This window comes from Bacillus sp. es.036 (assembly GCF_002563635.1).
In the GTDB taxonomy this organism is placed as follows: Bacteria; Bacillota; Bacilli; order Bacillales; family Guptibacillaceae; genus Guptibacillus.
Genome location: NZ_PDIZ01000001.1, coordinates 584,512 through 604,440, shown reverse-complemented (window position 1 = coordinate 604,440; position 19,929 = coordinate 584,512). Strand labels below are relative to the sequence as shown.

Below are 19,929 nucleotides of genomic sequence, written 5' to 3'. Positions count from 1 at the left end.
GCTTTGCATACAAAAAGGACAAGCGAGTGCCTATCCAGTTCTTTATCCAGCTTTAACCGTACTTTTTGCTGGTGCTTTCTCTCTCGTTAATCGATCAACGAGGCCTGACAGAGCACCATCACCTGTCACATTACAAGCTGTACCGAAGCTATCCTGTGCAAGATATAACGCGATCATAAGCGATACCATTGTTGGATCAAATCCTAGCATTGTCTCAAGCAATCCAATCGCCGCCATCACAGCACCGCCCGGTACGCCTGGTGCAGCAATCATCGTTACCCCTAGCATAAGGATAAATGGAATAATTGATGCAAACGTTGGATCTTGTCCATTCAACATCATGACTGCCATCGCACAAGAAACGATTGTAATTGTACTTCCTGAAAGGTGAATCGTTGCAAGAAGTGGAACGCTGAAGTCAGCTATTTTCTCACGTACACCGTTCTTTTTCGTTTGCCTTAATGTTACAGGAATCGTAGACGCAGAAGACTGAGTACCAAGCGCTGTAAAGTACGCTGGCATCATCCCTTTAAGAAGCTTCAACGGATTACGTGACGTAGCAGCACCTGTCACACTATATTGGATTAAAAGCATTGTCAGGTGAAGGAGTATGATCATGACAAACACTTTTGCAAATACGCTTAAGATCGTCTGAACTTGTCCAGCACTCGTCATGTTAGCAAAAATACCAAGAATATGAAGCGGTAATAATGGAATGATGACAAAACGAATCACTTTCTCAATAATGGTTCGAAACTCAACCATAACGCCTTTTAACATCTTTCCCTTCATGGCGGCCATTCCAAGTCCTAGTGTAAACGCCAGTACGAGCGCTGTCATCACACCCATAATAGGCGGAATTTCAACTTCGAAAAAAGGTTTTAACAATGACTCTTCAGGGTTTGCCATTTCTGAGGCAGCTCCGCCCGTTTCAAGAAAAAGGGGATAAAGATTTCGTGCGGCGAAGAAGGCAAGCAAACCAGCCAAAAAAGTAGAAAGATAAGCAACCGTAGTTGTGATCCCGATCAACTTTCCCGCGCCTTTCCCAATTTCACCTATTCCAGGTGCAATAAAGCCAATAATGATTAATGGAATCGCGAAACCAAGAAAGTTTCCGAAAATCCCATTAAACGTCGCGAAAATACGTACAACCGCTTCAGGAAGATAAGCTCCAATAACAATACCAAGTGCAATAGCAATAAGAATACGTGGCAATAGTCCAATTTTCTTCATAGTGTCCTCCATACAAAAACATTTGTCCATCTCGGGTGTAATATATGTGTACTTTACTAAAAATCAATGGATCCTGCAAGACATATTCGTTAGATTCTGACAAGAAACTTTTGTAAGCAAAAAGCGAGAAATGTTTAACTCACAAAATAAAAGAGGCACAAGCACTACGGTAGCCCGTCATGCTTGCACCAGTTCGTGTCAATCTTATTTATAAATGTGTTCGGCAAAGACCGATTATTAATCGCTTCCTGTTACAAAGTCATCTTCTTTCATTGACGCAAGAATGTATCCGCCTGTCACACGATCATTCTCTTTCACATGAAGTTCAGAAATTTCTCCGCTTACTCCAAGCGTAATTTTCTCGGTATTGCCCTGCCCGTTTCGGATGACAAACATTGGCTCCCACTCATAAACGCGGGATGAATGATGAACAAAGATCTTCTCAATAACACCCTCACATGGACAGACCACTGAACGATTCATGATTTTTTCCCCTTTCTAAGCATGTAATGGTTCCTCTGTGGAACAGTTTGTTTTCTATACTTCCATGATATGTTTGGCATGTTTTTCTATGATGCCAAACACTCCATTTCTTTAACCTTGCGTCCATTTTACCTACTTTTTTATTTTTGACAACCCCTTCATTTCACAAGCGATCAGCTAAATAACCCCCAGCTTCTTCCTTTATGCTTTGCTGCGATAACATCAAGGTTCTTCCTAAAATATGCTTTCTTGAATATCTTTTTAGTAAAAGCAAAATTCGTCCCACACATGCATTGTTAACAAATCACTTTACTTAACTGAAGATGAAAACCACGTAACCGCTCTCATAGGAGAATGACTTCGTATGCCACCATCATGATGTAAGACCTCTATGAAATAATTCTGTTTTCCACCGTACCCCTAAAAATATTTCAGCATAATAAGGATTTAAGGAAAATCACTCGATTATTTTTTTGGAACGTATCAGTCCGATTCGTTCACCACCTTGTGGTGAAACAAGCCCATCTGTGTATTTCATTTGGTATACGTATGGATTGTCCAGTTTGCTGTGCCTTTGTTCCCTTCTAATGTCCAGCCACGTTTTGTTAAGGTATTTCCTATATAGCGGTTAAAAAATCCATGTCCCACTAACATGACGGTACCGTGTTTCCGTGCGCTATCTTCTAATTGCTGAGCGGCCGTTTTTGCCCGCTTCGTCGCTCGTTTTTTATTTTCTACTTTCTTGGAAAATCCCATCAGCCAGAGAAATCGATAGAAAACTCTCCATGTGCGAGGGTTTAGCTTGAGCAACTTAACATGGTAATGAGGAAGTTCGAGTTCCCGATAGATTGAATCACTTTGGATCGCAACCGCTGATTGGGCAGAGTCGATAGCGCGTTTGAAATCACTTGTAAATACGATAGAAGCGTCTCTTAATGCCCGTTGTACGTTTGCAGGTGCTTCATCGCAGATTCCTGCTTCTCCATATTTGATCACCCATTCTCGGTAATCCCAACTCGTTATACGCTTTGAAAAATCGCATGAGGATTTTCCATGTCGAATTAATCTAATTTCCACCTTCTTACACCTTACCTTTTACGCATTTTCATTCATTCATTTTTTTTAACGTTTCTTTATCAATTTCATCACGTATTGCCTTTATCATTTCATCATATTCTGCATACTCTTTCCCATAAGTAAGATTAAACTCATAATCAAATCCAGGTGGATTTGTTCCCTGAGTATGCTGAATGATCGTCTCCATTTTATCTAGAGCTTTGACAAACAGAGATTCTTTCGTTTCGCCGCGATTATACTCCTGACATAGCGAAAGAATAGCGCCACTCTGTTTTCTACCAAGAGCGGAAGTGAGACGTTGCACCGCTTCCTCCTCTTTTCGAATCTTTTCTTGTTGATTAACCTGAATCGTTGCAGAAATATCACCGTCATACGCCTCCCCAAGATCGTGCACAAGACACATACATAAAACACGAAAGTGATCGAGCTCAGGAAATTCGTCACTTAAGGCAAAAGCAAACATCGCGAGGCGCCAGGAATGTTCTGCCACACTCTCTCTTCTGCCGCTTCTCATGTATGCCGTCCGGGTTGTATCCTTCAGTCGTTCAAGTTCTTTAATAAAAGTGATCATTTGAAAAGCATTCATCCTGGTTGATTCCTCCTCTTGTCATAATGTTCAATGATGCTTATCCTATAAACGTTATCATCGGATTTGCGTTCATTGTTCTTTATATGTAGGAGAATCAATTTTCGTCAAAGCTTCTGTTGATTTTCCATATAAGGCTAGAAAAATTTTATTGATTCAATCGAACCTTCCTTCTGATCCACCATTGCAACAATGGAAGTGCGATAAACATAATAAAAAAGATTCGAAAAAGCATTCATAGGAAAAGACAGTCAACAATACCTGCATATTGATGACTGTCTTTATTAAATTAATTTATCTTTTAACCACTTTCGTTTAGCCAACTAGTGTCTCTTATCCAATGAATGCTTTATTATATGTAATCAAATAGAAGTAAAAGGAGTATTGAAATTCCGATAGATAAAGGCAGTGCGAGGCTTTTGTTAAGGTGATGAAGACGAACCATTGGAAACATAACGATAAGAAATAATAAGGACCAACCCAAATTCCATCCATTATGATATGTAATTGCATCGGTAGTTGATACCAAACATTCAACACTCCAAAATCCTACAACCCATTTTGCATTGTAGATAATTTCACTTCCACTAGAAGGATAATTCGATAAAAAGAGCAAGACAACGAGAGGGTTTATGATTAAATTATGTATAAAATGAACCATTACTTTAGTCAGAATGATACTCTCTTTAAAATCCCACAAATGAAATTTCTCATAAGCAATGATTTCATATGCAGATGCGGCTAATGCGATATATAGCATAGTTGGGTAGTATTTCTCCCAATTTTTCCAATCAGCTTTCCATAAGGCAAGTAACGCTAGTAGAATAACGATACCAATGTTCATTACTTATCTCCTACTTCCGAACGGTTAAAGGGATTTATCTTCCGATTTTTATACGTAGTATGACCTACAATTTTTTCCAACTCCATAACTGTTTTTAGTACTTTTCTTTTTAGAATACGTTTTTACATATATATACAAATAGTATAGGGCTTTTCCATTGATTTATTCTAGCGGGTGCCTGACACCACCCGCTATTTGTCAATACTTGTCGAGAATTTATTTAATAATATGGGCGTTAAAATCCGACCCTATTCATGGACCTCTGTTTTCCATACATAATAATCCTCAGCATTAACCTCCTTTCTAACCCAAACGCTTTTCTTAGGAGCTACTCGATCAGATACCTTTTGCCATGTGCCACCTCTCAATTTCCTGTACAGTTTGAACCGAGCAAAGATCCTGTCTGTCACACTATGTGAAGGCACCAAGATTTTAATCCACTTTAACACTCCTTCACGCACCTCCCCTAAAAATAAGTCAACAGAACAACGTATGCACTCTTTAAGCGCTTTATGACTAAAACAGGCGTTATTTACCAGAAAGGAATCCTCACTCTTGTGGAACAATGAGGAAGAAGAACGTAAAGGAGTGATAAGATGGATTTACATGATTCAACGTATGATTCAGGACAAGGATATCAAGCGGGTGACGTCGTTTACGTTATGTATCGTAATCCGCATACTTACAATGTTGCAAACATCCAGGAAGCTGCTGTTGTGAACGATCCTGATCAACCTGGTAAGCTTGCCTTGTTCTTATATGAAACTTACTACCCACTTGATTCTGAGATTGCGATTTATCATTCAGAAGCGGAAGCAGAACAGGCTTATGCCACATATTTCGGATCGATCGAATAGGAGGTCTTTCATTGGTTAAACCATTTGTGCCTCAGCTTGTCTACATGGAACCAAGAGCGTTAGAATATCCTCTTGGACGGGAACTGCACGAGAAGTTCTCTAAAATGGATATTGAAATTAGGGAAACAACCTCACACAATCAAGTAAGGAACCTTCCGGGAGATAATCATTTCCAGCAGTACCGCGTTGCAAAATCAACGCTTGTTGTTGGTGTAAGAAAAACGTTAAAGTTTGATACTTCCAAACCTTCTGCTGAATATGCGATTCCGTTTGCGACTGGTTGTATGGGCCACTGTCATTATTGTTATCTTCAAACCACAATGGGAAGCAAGCCCTATATCCGAACGTACGTGAATACGGATGACATATTCGATGCAGCCGAGAAATATATGCAGGAGAGAGCGCCAGAACCAACTCGGTTTGAAGCGTCCTGTACGTCTGACATCGTTGGCATTGATCATTTAACACATACATTGAAACACGCGATTGAATACTTCGGAAAATCAGATTACGGACGCCTACGCTTCGTAACAAAGTTCGCACACGTTGATCACCTTCTCGATGCGGACCATCAAGGAAGGACGCGCTTTCGCTTTAGTATGAATGCCGATTATGTGATTAAGTTTCTTGAACCGGGTACATCGCGACTGGATGAACGGATTGAAGCAGCAGCGAAAGTCGCTGAAGCTGGTTATCCACTTGGATTTATCATCGCACCTATTTACTTGTATGATGATTGGAAGCAAGGCTATCTAACTTTGTTTGAGAAACTTGAAGCAAAGCTTCCTAAAAGCGCAACGAGAGATTTAACATTTGAACTCATTCAGCACCGGTTCACAAAACCGGCGAAGCGGGTTATTCAAAAAAATTACCCGATGACAAAACTTGAAATGGAAGAAGAAGACCGGATGTACAAATGGGGAAAATACGGCATCGGCAAGTACGTCTATCAAAAAGATCAGCAGCAGGATATGAAAGACACATTAGGAGGATACATCAATAAGTTCTTCCCAGATGCGAAATTGGAGTACTTCACTTAGGTGGGGAGTGCGGGCAGTGCCTGTCACCACCCGTTTTAGCTCGAAATGTGTCGAACAGGTGCTCTGCACACTAAAAAAGGCATGGAAGCAATTTGCTTCCATGCCTTTCATCTATGAACGTTCATCACTCTATGTACTCACATAAGCAAGTTTAAACCCAAACCCGCTCCGTCGTCACTATAAGTGTCTCAAAGCCCGCGTAAAAGCAGGTGGGTACCCGCACAGCTACCTTTAACGTCCCGCTCAGAAGGCCGGCTTGTTATCAGCAACTGGATGTAGAGTTCCCGGAAAACTAGCATCGGTTTGAGACAACCGTTGTTAACGTGCGTTGCAGGAAATGGGTATTGCTTATGCTTATACTCTACACCTTCCATCAAACAAAATCAATGGTTCTGATTTCCAATTCAGCGTCCCTCTTCCGTTAAAATAACAAACGACCAAGGGAAATAACCGCGGTAACCGTAATCATACTGAATACGGTGGAGGCCAAAACAATTTGTGCAGAAAGCTCGGGCTCATTCTCATATTCTTGCGCAATAATCGCACTATTCACAGCTGTTGGCATCGCGGATGAAATAAACAAGGCCTGCGCTGTCACACCATCGATCCTTAATACAAAAATAATGCCGAGGGCAATGAGTGGTCCAAGTAAAAGACGGATGATCAAGCTCACATACACAACAGATAAATTCTTCGATAAACGTAGTTGAGCAACTTGAGCGCCAAGTGTCAATAACGCGATCGCGATCATCGAATCCGCAATGTAATCTGCTGGTATGAGGACAAATTCAGGAACAGTGACATCTAGTAAATTGAACCCGATCCCAAGTAACATCGCATATAAAACCGGCATTTTAAAATAACCAAGAAGCGCGCTTACCTTGCTTCCTTCGACCGTTTTCAATGCAAAAATCCCCCATGAGAACGTAAGAATGTTCTGGAACGTTAAGATAATGACTTGAATCGACATCGTAAAGGGGTCTTGTTTAAAAACGAGATCATTTACAGGGACGCCATAGTTCCCTGAATTATAAAACAGTATACTGTTTGTAAACGAAGCACGTACGCTTCGACTGTAGCCAAATAATCGACTGATTAAATGAGACACAAAGTATAAAACCACAATTAAAATACTAAAAAACGTAAGTACGGAGAGAAATAATGATAAAGAAAAAGCTGTTTCGTACAGCTTTAGAAAAATAAATCCAGGCACGATAAAATAAATGTTTACTTTTGCAAGCGTGTATAAATCAAATTGAAAAATACGATGAAGCACTACGCCAATCCCAATTAGAATAAACACGGGCACGATAATCTCAATAAAAACACCTAACACAAGAGTCCCTCAATTCTTAACTGCATTCTGTTTCCCTTTACAGTCTACACGAATCTCAGAAACTCTTCAGTACTCTTGCTTAATCTTATAAGGAATCAATTACACAAAGAGTAAAATTCAATTCATTTGTTCTAAGCTTCAATCTTTTCCTTCATTGAATCACGGAGCACCGCATTAACGGCTTTTCGGCGCTTCCATAAATAGTGAATTAGTTCTTCAGATTCCAAAAAACGCTCCTCTTCATCGCAATACGATGCTCCTTTACAATGAATAGAAAACGACGAATTTTTATATTTCATGAGTGTACAAAGGCCATTTCTTTCAGTATCCTCAAAAACCATATAATGCTTTTGACCAACCTGATCAAATTCAGCTAGTTGATCGAAATCCTTTAGCAATGCTTCTACATCTGCCTTACGTTTAATAATGTTCACGCTCTTCCTCTCCTTATTTTGCAAAATCGCTCTTTATCTCTAGCTACTATTATTCGATTTAACACACTAAAATCCTTCTTTTACAGCGCCAACAACAAAAAGCCAGTTATCACAACTGGCTTTTACAACGTGGCTTATTGAAATTCTTCGATCTCATCATATTTCACATCGATCAGCTTATCTTTTTGAGGGTTCACGAGCACATACACGCGAATCTCTCTCGACTGTCCGTTTTGCTTTAACGTAAATTCGAAATCATACTGTTCTCTTACATCAGAGATAAATACTTTCCCATCGTACCTATAGTCTGTCACTTGTTGATCTGGATATTTTTTCGTCGTTTCCTCAATCGCCATTTTTCCCCATTTTGCATAAGAAGGAGCTTCTGCATGAACGTTAATCGGGACAAGGAAAAGCACCGTTACACTTAATAAAAAGATTAGTTTTTGTAACAACTCGACTACCTCCATTCAATGGACTCTGAAGATAGTATTCATTCCTATTGTAAAAATCATGCGTTATCTCTGCTGTTCGACACCAGGTAAATATTTTACAATCACCCTAATAATCACCAACAATAACAGTGTACTCAAAAACGTATACCACCAAGTCCAGCTCTCATAGTGAATAAGATCTGTATATTTTTCAAGAAAAAATTCCAAGATCGTAATAATCGCCGAATAAATGGCTGCCTTCCCAAAATAACCAACCCATCCTGAACGAAGTGTCGACTGATAATAATAAATGCCTAATACCGGAAATAATACATATTCATATGTAAGGCTAGAGTCAAAATGTCGATTAAACAAGTTAACAGGATAAGAAAGCATCCCTTCTTCGACAACAATAACTCCAATAATAGAAGAAAAATACGCTGTAAGTAAAAAAAAGAGAAGCCATTCTTTTAATGGGGGCTTTCGAAGACTAGATAAAAATAAACCAATTCCTAAAAAAACTAATAACCAGAGGATTACTTTTTCGAACATCATGTTGATCACCTTCGTTTTCATGCTCTATCAATTCATTATTCCCCCGCCTTCATAACCTATGCATGTACGTTGATTCGTAACTATTTCATAAAGTGTGAATTTAGTTAACCGCCTTACATTAATAGAAAAAAAGAATACTTTTTTTCCCTCCACGGTTTAACGACCCACACTGAGGGTAATTCTAAAGTGTTAATGAAAGAAATTGAAGGGAGCCCCAGTCATAATGAAGAAACTAATACCATGGCAGTTACGGAAGTATTTCGAGATGTCAAGGCGAATCCGTAAACATGAACTTCAGGCAACGCTCTGGTATATGCCAGGCTTATATATTTTAGGTGCCTTTGTTTTTGTAGCGGCCACGTTATATTTAGATTTAGTTCTCGAACTCTCACAGTACACGCCCAATATGATCCGAACGACTGCACAACCTACCAGGCTACTCATTAGTGCCCTTATTGGTGGGATTTTAACGCTAAGCGCCTTTACGCTTAACTCCTTACTCGTTGTTCTGACAACATTTAGCGGACAATTTTCACCTCGAATGCTACTTAATTTCGTAGCTGATCGAACCACTCAGCACTTTATCGGTATTTTCCACGGAAGCTTTGTTTATGTCCTTGTTGTTTTCTTATTTATTACAAGTAAAGAAGATGAATATTTTGTTGCTATCCCTGGCACGACCGTTTTCCTAGCATTTGTTACGGTTATAACGTTTATTTTCTTTATCAACCATGCAACAAGTTGGATGCAAGTACATAATATCGCTACAAACATGAAAGAAGAATCGATCTCGATTGTGCGCGAAACACTTAGAAATGATCTTGAGCAATTTCGCTGTGAAAACCCCGGCGATCTGATGGAGAAAGAACGAGAAACCGAAACGCTTATTACTGCTCCCGACTCAGGATACATCCAGCTTATTGACTTTAAAACAATGATTGATGAAGCTCAAAAAGATCAAATTATTATTAAACTTCATAATAAAGTAGGAGATTACGTATTAAAAGGGAACCGCTTCTTCTCTTACTGGGGAACTGGTGCAGAGCGAGTAAACGTCGAAAAGTACTGCCAGCACATTGAGCAGGGCTATAAAGAAACAGAAATTCAAGATTTAAAGATGGGAATGACGAAACTCGCAGAAATCGGGGTGAAATCATTAGGGAATGACGACCCTCAAACAACCATTACCGTCATCCACCAAATGGCCGATCTCCTTCTAGAAGTCGAGCGAGACATTACATTTACCCCTTATCTTGCCGATCATGAACAACAAGTAAGAGTTGTCATGGATGCAGAAGATTTTAATTATTATCTATATCGTGGCTTTGGCTATTTAAGGCATTATGCAGGAGACAATTACCCGATCATAACTGAAATTATCGCAGCCCTTAGCATGGTTGCCCAGTCGATTAGTAAAGATAAGCTTGATGTTGTTTGGGATTTTGCTAAAAATTCGATGGATCATATACCCAAACAGTTCATTTACGATCTTGACCGAGATTACTTGTTAAACCGCCTATACGACCTCGCCAACTTTACAGGGCATCAAGATGATTATAAACCAATCGAAAAACGCCTTCTTGAAATTGAAGAAAAACATTCCTAATTTTTGACGTGAACGCAAAAAAGGTGACCCTCTAGAGGGTCACCTTTTTTATTTACCGATACGTTGCTACTTTGCTTACAATTTCATCTTCTTTTTGCAGTTCTTCAAACGAATAAACGCCTTCTACAAAAATTTGATGCCAGAGCATAAAGATTAGCACGGTCCATATTTTTCGGGAATAATCCCCTTTTTCAGCTTTATGTGCTTGAAGAAGCTTTATCACAATCGTTTTATCAATCAGATAATCCGTTTCACTTACATGAATCAACTGCTTTGCCCATTCATATAATTCATTTCGTAACCAGTGGCGAATTGGTACTGGGAAACCAAGTTTCTTTCGATCCAGAACATGATCCGGCACGATGCCACGAGCTGCTTTCCTGAGAATTGATTTTGTCGTACCGTCTGCTATTTTCTCATGAACTGGAATTTCCCGTGCCACTTTAAACACTTCTTTATCTAAAAATGGAACGCGTAATTCAAGCGCATTCGCCATCGTCATCTTATCCGCTTTAAGAAGGATATCTCCTCTTAACCATGTTTGAATGTCGATGTATTGCATCTGATTGACCGGATTGTCTCGCTTCACATTTTGATAAAATGGCTTAGTGATTTTTTGATAATGCTCGTTTTGATAGTAAGTAGTGAGAAGTTTTTCCTTTTCGTTTTCTTCAAACATCTTAGCGTTTCCGATATAACGCTCAGAAAGTGGTGTTGAACCTCTCTCAAGAAAACTTTTTCCTCGAACTCCCTCAGGCAACACATTCGCAACACGATTCACCATTTTTTTCATAACTCCCGGCATTGGCTGGAAGAGACGAAGCGCATCGGGTTCACGATAAATGTTATATCCACCAAAGAGCTCATCAGCACCCTCACCTGATAAAACAACCGTCACATGCTTTCTTGCTTCACGTGCCACGAAATAAAGAGGCACACAAGCTGGATCCGCCAGAGGGTCATCCATATGCCACATAATCTTAGGAAGCTTTTGAACATATTCTTTAGCAGAAATCATATATGAATAATTAGGAACCTCAAGTTTATCAGCCGTTTCCTTGGCAACGTCAACTTCAGAGTACCCTTCCCGCTCAAAACCAACAGAAAAAGTTTTAATTTGCGGATTGAATTTCTTTGCCATGGAAACGATAATGGATGAGTCAATCCCTCCAGATAAGAAAGAACCTACTGGCACATCACTGCGCATATGCATATTAACGGAATCATAAAGAACGTTTTGAATATCCTTCACCCAATTTCGTTCTGCTGTTATTGGTGTGAATGTTGCGTGGAAATAACGTTTGAATAGCATGGGTTCGTGATGTTTCTTCACAAAATAATGACCAGGTTCGACTTTTTTAATACCCTCCGTCATTGTCAGCGGTTCTGGCACATATTGAAAACTTAAATAATGCTGAAGAGCTGCTGGATTCACTGCTTCGAACTGATCAATCATCGTAATGCTTTTTTTCTCAGAAGCAAAAATCACTTCTTCTTCTGTTTCCTTGTAGTAAAGCGGCTTAATGCCAAAAGGATCACGAGCACCAACGAGTTTTTTTTCAAGCTTGTCCCAAATGAGGATAGAAAACATTCCCCTTAATTCTGCGAATGCTTTTTCTCCTTTATGAACAAAAAGAGTTAGCACAACTTCTGTGTCTGACTCTGTTTGGAACGTATAACCTTCTTTCTTTAATCGTTCACGAAGTTCAACATAGTTATAAACTTCACCATTAAAAACCATCCAATAGCGCTTATTTTCATAATGGTAAGGCTGATGGCCACTTTCAAGGTCGATAATACTTAATCTTCTAAAACCAAGAGAAATTGATTCATCTGTATAATAGCCCTCATCATCGGGACCTCTATGCGTAATAATTTGATTTCTTTTCTTGAAATCAGCATGATTATGATGATCCGTTTTTCCTGGTTCTGTACGTAATACGCCAACAAAACCACACATATTTATAGCCACACTTTCATTTAGATTAACACGCCCATTGTAACATTAACGTAACAAAAAAGTAATCCGAATGTTACAATGGGCGATTATTCTAATTTTTTGCGACGAACTTTCGTTATCAAAAAGCGTCATTCTATAGACGTTTTAACAATAGAAAAGGTTTCATTCGAATCATTTTCTTAAGCTATTTCGTTCACTGTCCGCTCGTCACTTCTTCTATTAAATCACAATCTTGATCCAATCGTAACCGCTTATCAAAACAAGTCATTATTCGACAAGTTTAGATAAAATCAACCTTTGCTATGCCCCGTGTTTTGTTGCAAAAATAAGATGAAACATACCAAATAAGTGGCTTTCAATCCGATTCACATGCAAGCTTGATTGCTTAACATAATCCAACATATCTCTGTCAACATGACAGCCTATCCTTTCTGATAAGAAGGGATCTAGTTTATTCTGTAATTTGCCTACTACGGGATTTGTGCTAATGCCATGCTCAAACAATAAAACTTGTCCGCCTGGTTTACACCATTTCGCCATTTGCTCTAGCACAAAGGCCGGGTGTGGGTAAGAACACATAGACAGCGTCGATACAACCGTATCAAATGTATTTTCTTCAAACTCAAGTTTTTCCACATCCTTATGGAGCACCGTACACGGATATGTCGTTTCCTTTGCAGCCTCCCTCGCATACCGAATCATTTCCAAACTAAAATCGACGGCTGTGAGCGAGGAAATGTTTTGATAGATCGGAAAATTCGTTCCTGTTCCTGCAGATAGCTCAAGTATATCTCCATCTGCCTTAGCTAATAACTCGTGTCTCCACTTCGTATCTATTGTTGTTTTCTGTCTTCTTTTTTCGTACATTTTGGCATGGGTATCAAATATTTTAGCTTGTTTCGTTGGATTCATAGTGAAACTTCCCACCCTTCTAACAACTTCTTTTAGAACATCCAACGTGATTGATCAATTGGAAAACATCCCATTATTTTCGCGTATTTCACACCATAACCTTCAACAGTACTATCCTTCCCCTTCTCCCCTACCTTCTAACATGCTATCGAAATGGTGCCCTTCATTGATAGCCATAAAAAAAAGAGCAGCGGACTGATTCCGAAGCTCTCACACCCTTCCAATATACTTTGACCGACGAACGATTCCCGGTTGACCTGGCACCCAATTTGCCGGCACTGCTTCTCCCGTTTTTTTATTATATTGAAGTGCTTGCATGAGACGAAGAATTTCATAAGCGTTTCTTCCCACCTCGACAGGATACATCATCTTTGAAACGATTACGCCTTCTGGATTTATAATAACTGTTCCTCGATACGTTGCACCCGCTTCTTCATTTAACACGCGGTAGTCTCGGCTAATCCGATGATTCCGATCACTAACAAGAGGATAGTTCACTTTAGAGGCGGCTGGTGACACCTCGGTAAAAACTTTATGGGCATACACGCTATCTGTACTAATTCCAAGAACAATAGTATTCATAGCTTGAAGCTCTGGATAAATAGCAGCGACCGCTGCTAGTTCTGTTGGTCACACAAAGGTAAAATCACTTGTATAGAAAAATAAGATTACCCATTTTCCTTTATAGTCCGCAAGATCGATTTCTTTAATCTTCTTCTCAATCGGGTCATAGGCTTCAGCTCGAAATAAAGGAGCCTGATCGTTTGTTTGTGCACAGTTCGGAAGAGAACATGATTGCTTTTCATCCACCACATTTCCACCTCTTTTCACAGGCAGTATATGTGAGCAAAAGAGATTTATTGTCTTTTTTCTTCTAACAAATAAACAGAGACCTTCTTCTTTATTGAAGAAACCCTCTGTTCCGCATTCATTACCCTTTCATAGCAGCCCACTCTTCTCGAGATGGTCCTACCATTCCAGGAACGGTTAAACCGGCTTGACGCATCAGAACCGTCATTTGTCCCCGGTGGTGTGTTTGATGTTGAAGCAATAAATACAGAATACTTCCGTAAGTTGTTTCACTACCAAAAAACGTTGTTAATTCTAATAATTTTTCATCATTCCACTGCTCTTGTAGCACACGGACAAAACCTTCAGCCGTTTGCTCATATATCGCTTTAATTTCATGAGCATCGTATGACTCCCGTTCTTCTAAAGGAGTTAGATCAAGTCCAGCACTAGACATCATAAACGTGATTGCCTGTGATAAGTGAACCCCTAACTTTTCAAGCGTAAAATGATCTGGTGCAACCTTTTGTGAAAGAGACTCATCTGTTAAATAACTCAACAGTTTACCAGTTTGCGCCGTTTCGCGCTCCCAAACATGAACAAAATCTTCCATTTGACGGAACATTTGATAACCTCCTGAATATGTATTCATTTTCTACTCCTATTTTACACCTCACCTATAAGACATGAAAGAGCGAAAATACCTGTTTTCCAAGTCTGTTCCAACACACAAAAATCCCCTCGCAAGGAGGGGGGAGAGAATAGGCTATGTTTCACTATATGCACACCACGTTACCATTATGACCAGGAAAAATGGCTCTGCGTACAATCTAACCTGCCTTTCCGCTTCAATTCAAGCAATTACGCACACTTTTATCTTCTGATTTAAATGTAAGAACCAAATTTCCCAGATTGTTAGGCATAAGAAATGAATTATGTTATTATATAAATCAGTTTAAATGGAAAAGAGGGATTTGCATGGAGGAAGAACAGGAAATTATTCTCCCTGAAATCGGTAGTGTAGTCGAAATCGATAACCGAAAAGCTAAAGTAGTTAGCTTATTGAACAAAACGATAGTGGCTGAATGGGAAGAATACTCAGAAGACGAAGAAAAACGCATCGTCGTAAGACACGAAGAATATAAAATGCTTTAATACAGAAAAGCGCAAGCGCCCGTTTAGGTCCGACAAGCGCTGGAGCCTTTCAATTTGAACACGCCCTTTGTGTTCAGAGTGAAAGGTGAAGCGTCTCGAGGACCTGGGCGCTGGAGCTAGATCAGAAAAGCGCAAGCGCCCGTTTAGGTCCGACAAGCGCTGGAGCCTTTCAATTTGAACACGCCCTTTGTGTTCAGAGTGAAAGGTGAAGCGTCTCGAGGACCTGGGCGCTGGAGCTAGATCAGAAAAGCGCAAGCGCCCGGTAGGTCCGACAAGCGCTGGAACCTTTCAAAAAAATGCATACGAAAAAACAGGTCAGGAATATAATCCTGACCTGTTTTTTATCTTCTAATCCACCATTCGCTTAAAGCGATAAACAAAATGACCACTACTACAGCAAACCATGGAAACCAATCGGGCACATACTCCCATCCAAACAAGATAACGCCCCTCTCTTTAACCGAAACAGCAATGAAAAAAGAGACTGCTAGGAGTCTCTCATCAACTGTTCAATGTTTCATCCTCGACTAACGCGGTTCTTCTTGCGAAAGTTCATCATAGGCTTGTGTAAATTTCTGATACGTTTCCTCACCGTTTTTCATTTCATCACCTTGAAAAAGTTCTTCAAACGCATATGACCTCGCCTTTTCTATAGAAAAATCTCGCGAACTCATAACGAGTTGCATATACGACTTAAAATAAGCCTTACTTAGCTTACCTGCATTTTTCGTAATCATTACTTCTCACCCCTTAAATTGAAGCCAGTTTCCCCTAAAAAGGAATTTCATAGCTAATAAGTCAAATGAATCTTGCCCATATTATAATCGTCCTCTTAATAGGAAAGCAATTTAAAGTGTTTCATTCGACAGATCGCTTTTATCTAGAAAGGGTAAGCTTACCGTAAAAGTTGTTTCGTTTTCATCTGACTGACAGCTAATATTGCCGCTATGATTTTGAATGATCTTCTGACAAACATACAGACCAATTCCAGTGCCAAGTTCTTTCGTTGTATAAAAAGGTTCAAATATTCGATCTAATGTTTCCATTGGGATTTTAGGACCGTTGTTCGTAATATAAATATGAATTGTTCCATGCAACCGTTCACCATGAATGTGTATACATCTTGGATAACCTTCAGCCTTCAAAGCATCTAAAGAATTCATGAGAATGTTAAGAAAAACTTGCCTTAACTTATCCTGTTGTCCAAAAATAGAAATCCCTTCAGGAAAGTCATTTCGAATCTCTACGTCTATGTCAACAATGCTAGGATAAATGAATTCTATAATTGACTCGAAGATCGCATTCACTTCTAACCATTCTTCAAGACCACTATCGATTTCCTTCTTCGAGACATGAAGAAACTGAGCAATACGAAAATTTAACTGCTGAAGTTCATGGTCTATCACATCAATATAATTTAATGAGGGATTTTCTTTTTGTAGCAGCTTTACAAACCCCATAATTGCAGTAAGTGGGTTTCTAAATTCGTGTACGAAACTAGAAGACATCTGACCTAGAATCGAAAGCTTCTCCTGATGCGTTTCATCAATAAAAGAAATTTTCTCCTGAAGTTCATTTTCTTTTAACTTCGTATATTCTGTTACTGCATGATATGAAAACAGATCAAAGAGTTCATTGATAGAATCTAAAATCGTTTGCAAGTCATTCAATTGGACATTTGAGTAGGTCATATGCTTCATAAGAACGCTTCGGCCTGCATTCACATTGTAAATAAAATCGCCAATATTCACGTTTGCTTCAGCTCGCTCAATCGCAACTTTATGAGCTAGCGATATGATTTTTTCCTCACAAATCGGCTCCTCAATGTTTTTCTGCACTAGACGGTACATAAGAATGCCATTCGCCTCTACTTTATCTCGGTGAACATCCGTATCGGCAATTCGAATTTTTGCTTTCCATTTAATAAGATAGCTTTCCAGGTTTTGATCCAGATAGTCTAGTAGTTGCTCGCGTACAGCCATTGTTCGTTCACCCCTCTCTACATGTATCGGTCTTGTTAAAAGTATACCAGTTTAATGTAACGCTTTCATCGTTACATTAGACGATGAACTAAACGTGGTATTGTGATAAGAGAATGGGTCATAAGTAACTAGACAAATAGAAGATGCTTCTCACTTAAAAGTGGTTTAGCCCTCTATGTGTTTAAGTACTCTTGCTGGATTCCCGCCAACCACCACATTTGCCGGTACATCTTTAACAACTACCGCTCCAGAAGCGATAACGGCATTACTTCCGATCGTTACACCTGGATTGATGATCGCGCCTCCGCCAATCCAAACGTTGTCACCAATCAAAACAGGCTTTCCATATTCTTGACCTGAATTGCGTTCAGTCGGATCTAGGGGATGTGTAGCTGCGTAAATATGTACACCTGGAGCTAACATACAGTTGTCTCCAAATCGAATCTCACAAATATCGAGAAACACACAGTCGAAATTCGCGAAAAAGTTCTCTCCCACATGTATGTTGTAACCGTAATCACATTTAAACGTGGGTTCAATGTATACGTTCTGTTTCGTTGAACCAAGAAAGGTCTTCAACAACCTCGTTCTTTCTTCTAAATCTGTTTCAATGGTTTGATTGTATAATCTTGTTATCTGTCTTGCATGAAGGCGATCCCCTAGAAGCTCACGATCGTCTGGACGGTAAAGCTCCCCGCTCACCATTTTTTCTCTTTCTGTTTTCAATTCATCATCTCCATCGTTTAAGCGTTTACGTAAACGCCATTACTGCTACCTTTTAAATAGCCTAACATATCAGCCCAAAGATCTTCATTTTCAGTTAAAAAATGACCTGCTTCATCAATTACAGTAATTTCAGTTGATGAACTCTGTGCTGCCAGCTTACGAATTTCGCTCACTGGTGAGAGCGTATCTTTTTCTCCATGCCAAATTCGAAGTGGACTTCGAATCTCACTAATCTCAAAGCCCCACTCCTTCGATAAAAGCTGCGTTTCATACAACACACCTTCTACACCTTGTCGATAAGCTTCTTTTGCATGATAGTAGCTTGTTTCCACAAGTGGTTCTTCTTTTAGCAATTCGCGATCCCACTCGGAGAGATGACGGTGTGAGGCAGTTAATATGGATGACTTGTATTTCGCTGGATTTTTCTCTATCATTTTCTTTTGAGCTAGGTTGGCTTTCCTAATTACCCATGGAAAGTACTTTGTGAGAAAAAAGGCAATACGGTTTTCTTTTGCCATTCCCTTCGGCGCTTTCCCCTTTCGAAAAGGCGTAGCTGAAGAAACTAGTGCGGTATGATGAATACGATCAGGTAAAGCAAACGCACACGCCGCAGCAAACGGTCCCCCTCCAGAAACGCCGAGGACAGAAAAACGGTTTAAACCAAGATGGGATGCAAGCTCCTCCACATCAACAGCCCAGTCGAGAATTGTTCTGTTATGTTGAAAAGTCGAAAGTCCGTATCCCGGTCGATCAATTGAAATTAAGTAAATGCCCATTGCTTTTGCCAGTTCATCATCTTCTAAAAACCAGATGCGTGATCCTGGCGTTCCATGAAAAAGCATGATTGGCGTCCCTGTTTCATCACCATAACCCCAATAGCCAAGTCTTCTTCCATCTCTTAAAACCATTGACATTTCCTGCATATGCTCCTCCTTGTAGTTGTCTTATAGCGAAAGGGGAAAATTGTGGATCGGTTTATTCTAAATATTCACTACATTCACCTAAATAATAACATTTTTCCGCTAGAAAGATATCGAGTACGAGGAGGAATCTTTAAAATAGGACGAAAGACGTTTATCTTTTATGTTGACTCTTACGTTACGTAATCCTCTAAAGTTAACATGGAAAGGAGGAGATGTTGTTGTGAAACACGTGAAAGAAGTTGCTAATTTAACTGGTATTAGCATTCGAACCCTTCATTACTACGACGAAATTGGCCTATTATCGCCTGCAACATCAGAAACCGGCTATCGTCTTTATACGAACGATGATATTGAAAAGCTACAGCAAATTTTGTTCTTTAAGGCACTTGATTTCCCACTTAAGAAAATCAAAAACATTTTAGGACGGCCTGATTTCAATCAACTTGAAGCATTGCACTATCAAAAAGAACGACTTGTCGAAAAGAAAGAGCGTTTGGAAACGATCATTGCAACGATCGACCAAACGATTCAGAATGTGAAAGGAGAACGGACTATGACAGATCAAGAGAAATTTAAAGGCTTGGATTTTTCTCAAAACCCGTACGAACAGGAAGCTCGGAAAAAATTTGGGGATGAAGCGATTAATCAGTCCTCACAAAAATTAAAAAGCCTAAATTCGGTTGAAAAAGATGTACTCGAGCAGTCTTTTCATGCTATTTATCAAAACCTTGCCAAGTTAAGACACGGCTCACCCGCTTCAGAAGAAGCACAAAATGCCATTCACGAGTGGTATGACTTTCTAAACAACAATATAGGCTATCATTATACGCTTGAGGCGTTTCAAGGACTTGGTCAAATGTATATCGAAGATGAGCGCTTCACGAAAAACATTGACCAATACGGAGAAGGTCTCGCGCTTTTTATGAGAGATGCCATGACTGTGTATGTAGACAGAAACAAATAAAACAAGCCGTGTAACCTCAAAGTAGGTTACGCG

General features: G+C 39.6%; 22 protein-coding genes and 1 other RNA gene. 5 read left to right on the top strand and 18 right to left on the bottom strand.

Annotation, left to right across the window (positions count from 1 at the left end; all coding sequences use genetic code 11):
- Window positions 1-42: 42 nt before the first annotated feature.
- The 5 genes from ATG70_RS03225 to ATG70_RS03205 form a co-directional block, all read right to left on the bottom strand.
- Window positions 43-1,233 (bottom strand): dicarboxylate/amino acid:cation symporter, encoded by a 1,191-nt coding sequence (locus tag ATG70_RS03225; protein WP_098442932.1) that lies wholly within the window; start codon window positions 1,231-1,233, stop codon window positions 43-45.
- Window positions 1,234-1,470: 237 nt separating this feature from the next.
- The gene (locus ATG70_RS22715) at window positions 1,471-1,716 is read right to left on the bottom strand and encodes a biotin/lipoyl-binding protein (protein ID WP_098442931.1); all 246 of its coding nucleotides are present in this window, start codon (window positions 1,714-1,716) and stop codon (window positions 1,471-1,473) included.
- A gap of 534 nt (window positions 1,717-2,250) precedes the next feature.
- Window positions 2,251-2,793: a histidine phosphatase family protein gene (locus ATG70_RS03215; RefSeq protein WP_098442930.1), complete on the bottom strand. Its 543-nt coding sequence runs from the start codon at window positions 2,791-2,793 to the stop codon at window positions 2,251-2,253.
- A gap of 28 nt (window positions 2,794-2,821) precedes the next feature.
- Window positions 2,822-3,379, bottom strand: coding sequence for an HD domain-containing protein (locus ATG70_RS03210; protein ID WP_098442929.1), 558 nt, complete (start codon window positions 3,377-3,379; stop codon window positions 2,822-2,824).
- A gap of 352 nt (window positions 3,380-3,731) precedes the next feature.
- A complete protein-coding gene (locus tag ATG70_RS03205) occupies window positions 3,732-4,223 on the bottom strand; it encodes a CBO0543 family protein (protein ID WP_098442928.1) in 492 nt (163 codons plus the stop codon).
- A 596-nt stretch (window positions 4,224-4,819) separates the two neighbouring features.
- Between ATG70_RS03205 and ATG70_RS03195 the strand changes: the two genes are divergently transcribed.
- On the top strand, window positions 4,820-5,080 hold the full coding sequence (locus ATG70_RS03195; RefSeq protein WP_098442926.1) for a transcriptional regulator SplA domain-containing protein: 261 nt from the start codon (window positions 4,820-4,822) through the stop codon (window positions 5,078-5,080).
- Between the two features lie 11 nt (window positions 5,081-5,091).
- Entirely contained in the window at window positions 5,092-6,120 is a 1,029-nt protein-coding gene (gene splB, locus ATG70_RS03190; protein ID WP_098442925.1) for a spore photoproduct lyase, read from the top strand.
- Window positions 6,121-6,276: 156 nt separating this feature from the next.
- Here the strand turns inward: splB and ssrS are convergent.
- The 5 genes from ssrS to ATG70_RS03165 form a co-directional block, all read right to left on the bottom strand.
- A non-coding RNA gene (ssrS, locus tag ATG70_RS03185) (6S RNA) lies at window positions 6,277-6,460 on the bottom strand.
- Between the two features lie 81 nt (window positions 6,461-6,541).
- Entirely contained in the window at window positions 6,542-7,456 is a 915-nt protein-coding gene (locus ATG70_RS03180) for an AEC family transporter (RefSeq protein ID WP_098442924.1), read from the bottom strand.
- Window positions 7,457-7,587: 131 nt separating this feature from the next.
- Window positions 7,588-7,890: a hypothetical protein gene (locus ATG70_RS03175; protein WP_098442923.1), complete on the bottom strand. Its 303-nt coding sequence runs from the start codon at window positions 7,888-7,890 to the stop codon at window positions 7,588-7,590.
- Between the two features lie 134 nt (window positions 7,891-8,024).
- The gene (locus tag ATG70_RS03170; RefSeq protein ID WP_179886169.1) at window positions 8,025-8,345 is read right to left on the bottom strand and encodes a DUF3889 domain-containing protein; all 321 of its coding nucleotides are present in this window, start codon (window positions 8,343-8,345) and stop codon (window positions 8,025-8,027) included.
- A 63-nt stretch (window positions 8,346-8,408) separates the two neighbouring features.
- Window positions 8,409-8,876: a CBO0543 family protein gene (locus tag ATG70_RS03165; protein ID WP_179886168.1), complete on the bottom strand. Its 468-nt coding sequence runs from the start codon at window positions 8,874-8,876 to the stop codon at window positions 8,409-8,411.
- A gap of 226 nt (window positions 8,877-9,102) precedes the next feature.
- Here ATG70_RS03165 and ATG70_RS03160 point away from each other — a divergent pair, with 226 nt between their 5' ends.
- Entirely contained in the window at window positions 9,103-10,485 is a 1,383-nt protein-coding gene (locus ATG70_RS03160; RefSeq protein WP_257147600.1) for a DUF2254 domain-containing protein, read from the top strand.
- A gap of 52 nt (window positions 10,486-10,537) precedes the next feature.
- Here the strand turns inward: ATG70_RS03160 and asnB are convergent, their stop codons facing one another.
- From asnB to ATG70_RS03135, 4 genes are all read right to left on the bottom strand, one after another.
- The gene (gene asnB, locus ATG70_RS03155) at window positions 10,538-12,445 is read right to left on the bottom strand and encodes an asparagine synthase (glutamine-hydrolyzing) (RefSeq protein WP_098442921.1); all 1,908 of its coding nucleotides are present in this window, start codon (window positions 12,443-12,445) and stop codon (window positions 10,538-10,540) included.
- A 300-nt stretch (window positions 12,446-12,745) separates the two neighbouring features.
- Complete coding sequence (locus ATG70_RS03150; protein WP_098442920.1) at window positions 12,746-13,357, bottom strand: class I SAM-dependent methyltransferase; 612 nt, start codon at window positions 13,355-13,357, stop codon at window positions 12,746-12,748.
- A gap of 210 nt (window positions 13,358-13,567) precedes the next feature.
- On the bottom strand, window positions 13,568-14,167 hold the full coding sequence (locus ATG70_RS22710; protein WP_257147599.1) for a peroxiredoxin: 600 nt from the start codon (window positions 14,165-14,167) through the stop codon (window positions 13,568-13,570).
- 121 nt (window positions 14,168-14,288) lie between these two features.
- Complete coding sequence (locus tag ATG70_RS03135; RefSeq protein WP_098442917.1) at window positions 14,289-14,771, bottom strand: DinB family protein; 483 nt, start codon at window positions 14,769-14,771, stop codon at window positions 14,289-14,291.
- 353 nt (window positions 14,772-15,124) lie between these two features.
- On the opposite strand from ATG70_RS03135, the gene ATG70_RS22310 reads away from it, so the two are divergent.
- Window positions 15,125-15,301 (top strand): hypothetical protein, encoded by a 177-nt coding sequence (locus tag ATG70_RS22310; protein ID WP_160919990.1) that lies wholly within the window; start codon window positions 15,125-15,127, stop codon window positions 15,299-15,301.
- A gap of 527 nt (window positions 15,302-15,828) precedes the next feature.
- On the opposite strand, the gene ATG70_RS03130 is transcribed toward ATG70_RS22310, so the two are convergent.
- The 4 genes from ATG70_RS03130 to ATG70_RS03115 form a co-directional block, all read right to left on the bottom strand.
- Complete coding sequence (locus ATG70_RS03130) at window positions 15,829-16,038, bottom strand: hypothetical protein (RefSeq protein WP_098442916.1); 210 nt, start codon at window positions 16,036-16,038, stop codon at window positions 15,829-15,831.
- A 111-nt stretch (window positions 16,039-16,149) separates the two neighbouring features.
- Window positions 16,150-17,283 carry a sensor histidine kinase gene (locus ATG70_RS03125; RefSeq protein WP_098442915.1) on the bottom strand — a complete coding sequence of 378 codons (1,134 nt, stop codon included), beginning with the start codon at window positions 17,281-17,283 and terminating at the stop codon, window positions 16,150-16,152.
- A 165-nt stretch (window positions 17,284-17,448) separates the two neighbouring features.
- Complete coding sequence (locus ATG70_RS03120) at window positions 17,449-18,009, bottom strand: maltose acetyltransferase domain-containing protein (RefSeq protein WP_098442914.1); 561 nt, start codon at window positions 18,007-18,009, stop codon at window positions 17,449-17,451.
- 17 nt (window positions 18,010-18,026) lie between these two features.
- Complete coding sequence (locus ATG70_RS03115) at window positions 18,027-18,932, bottom strand: alpha/beta fold hydrolase (RefSeq protein ID WP_257147598.1); 906 nt, start codon at window positions 18,930-18,932, stop codon at window positions 18,027-18,029.
- A 160-nt stretch (window positions 18,933-19,092) separates the two neighbouring features.
- Between ATG70_RS03115 and ATG70_RS03110 the strand changes: the two genes are divergently transcribed.
- Window positions 19,093-19,896: a MerR family transcriptional regulator gene (locus ATG70_RS03110; protein WP_098442913.1), complete on the top strand. Its 804-nt coding sequence runs from the start codon at window positions 19,093-19,095 to the stop codon at window positions 19,894-19,896.
- Window positions 19,897-19,929: the final 33 nt, after the last annotated feature.

Excerpts from the sequence above, each read along its gene's own strand:
- ATG70_RS03195 (WP_098442926.1), top strand. The coding sequence starts at position 4,820 with ATGGATTTACATGATTCAACGTATGATTCAGGACAAGGATATCAAGCG.
- ATG70_RS03160 (WP_257147600.1), top strand. The coding sequence starts at position 9,103 with ATGAAGAAACTAATACCATGGCAGTTACGGAAGTATTTCGAGATGTCA.
- ATG70_RS03150 (WP_098442920.1), bottom strand. The coding sequence starts at position 13,357 with ATGAATCCAACGAAACAAGCTAAAATATTTGATACCCATGCCAAAATG.
- ATG70_RS03135 (WP_098442917.1), bottom strand. The coding sequence starts at position 14,771 with ATGTTCCGTCAAATGGAAGATTTTGTTCATGTTTGGGAGCGCGAAACG.
- ATG70_RS22310 (WP_160919990.1), top strand. The coding sequence starts at position 15,125 with ATGGAGGAAGAACAGGAAATTATTCTCCCTGAAATCGGTAGTGTAGTC.
- ATG70_RS03165 (WP_179886168.1), bottom strand. The coding sequence starts at position 8,876 with ATGTTCGAAAAAGTAATCCTCTGGTTATTAGTTTTTTTAGGAATTGGT.
- ATG70_RS03130 (WP_098442916.1), bottom strand. The coding sequence starts at position 16,038 with ATGATTACGAAAAATGCAGGTAAGCTAAGTAAGGCTTATTTTAAGTCG.
- ATG70_RS03205 (WP_098442928.1), bottom strand. The coding sequence starts at position 4,223 with ATGAACATTGGTATCGTTATTCTACTAGCGTTACTTGCCTTATGGAAA.
- asnB (WP_098442921.1), bottom strand. The coding sequence starts at position 12,445 with ATGTGTGGTTTTGTTGGCGTATTACGTACAGAACCAGGAAAAACGGAT.
- ATG70_RS03125 (WP_098442915.1), bottom strand. The coding sequence starts at position 17,283 with ATGGCTGTACGCGAGCAACTACTAGACTATCTGGATCAAAACCTGGAA.
- ATG70_RS03210 (WP_098442929.1), bottom strand. The coding sequence starts at position 3,379 with ATGAATGCTTTTCAAATGATCACTTTTATTAAAGAACTTGAACGACTG.
- ATG70_RS03110 (WP_098442913.1), top strand. The coding sequence starts at position 19,093 with ATGTTGACTCTTACGTTACGTAATCCTCTAAAGTTAACATGGAAAGGA.
- ATG70_RS22715 (WP_098442931.1), bottom strand. The coding sequence starts at position 1,716 with ATGAATCGTTCAGTGGTCTGTCCATGTGAGGGTGTTATTGAGAAGATC.
- ATG70_RS03225 (WP_098442932.1), bottom strand. The coding sequence starts at position 1,233 with ATGAAGAAAATTGGACTATTGCCACGTATTCTTATTGCTATTGCACTT.
- ATG70_RS03115 (WP_257147598.1), bottom strand. The coding sequence starts at position 18,932 with ATGCAGGAAATGTCAATGGTTTTAAGAGATGGAAGAAGACTTGGCTAT.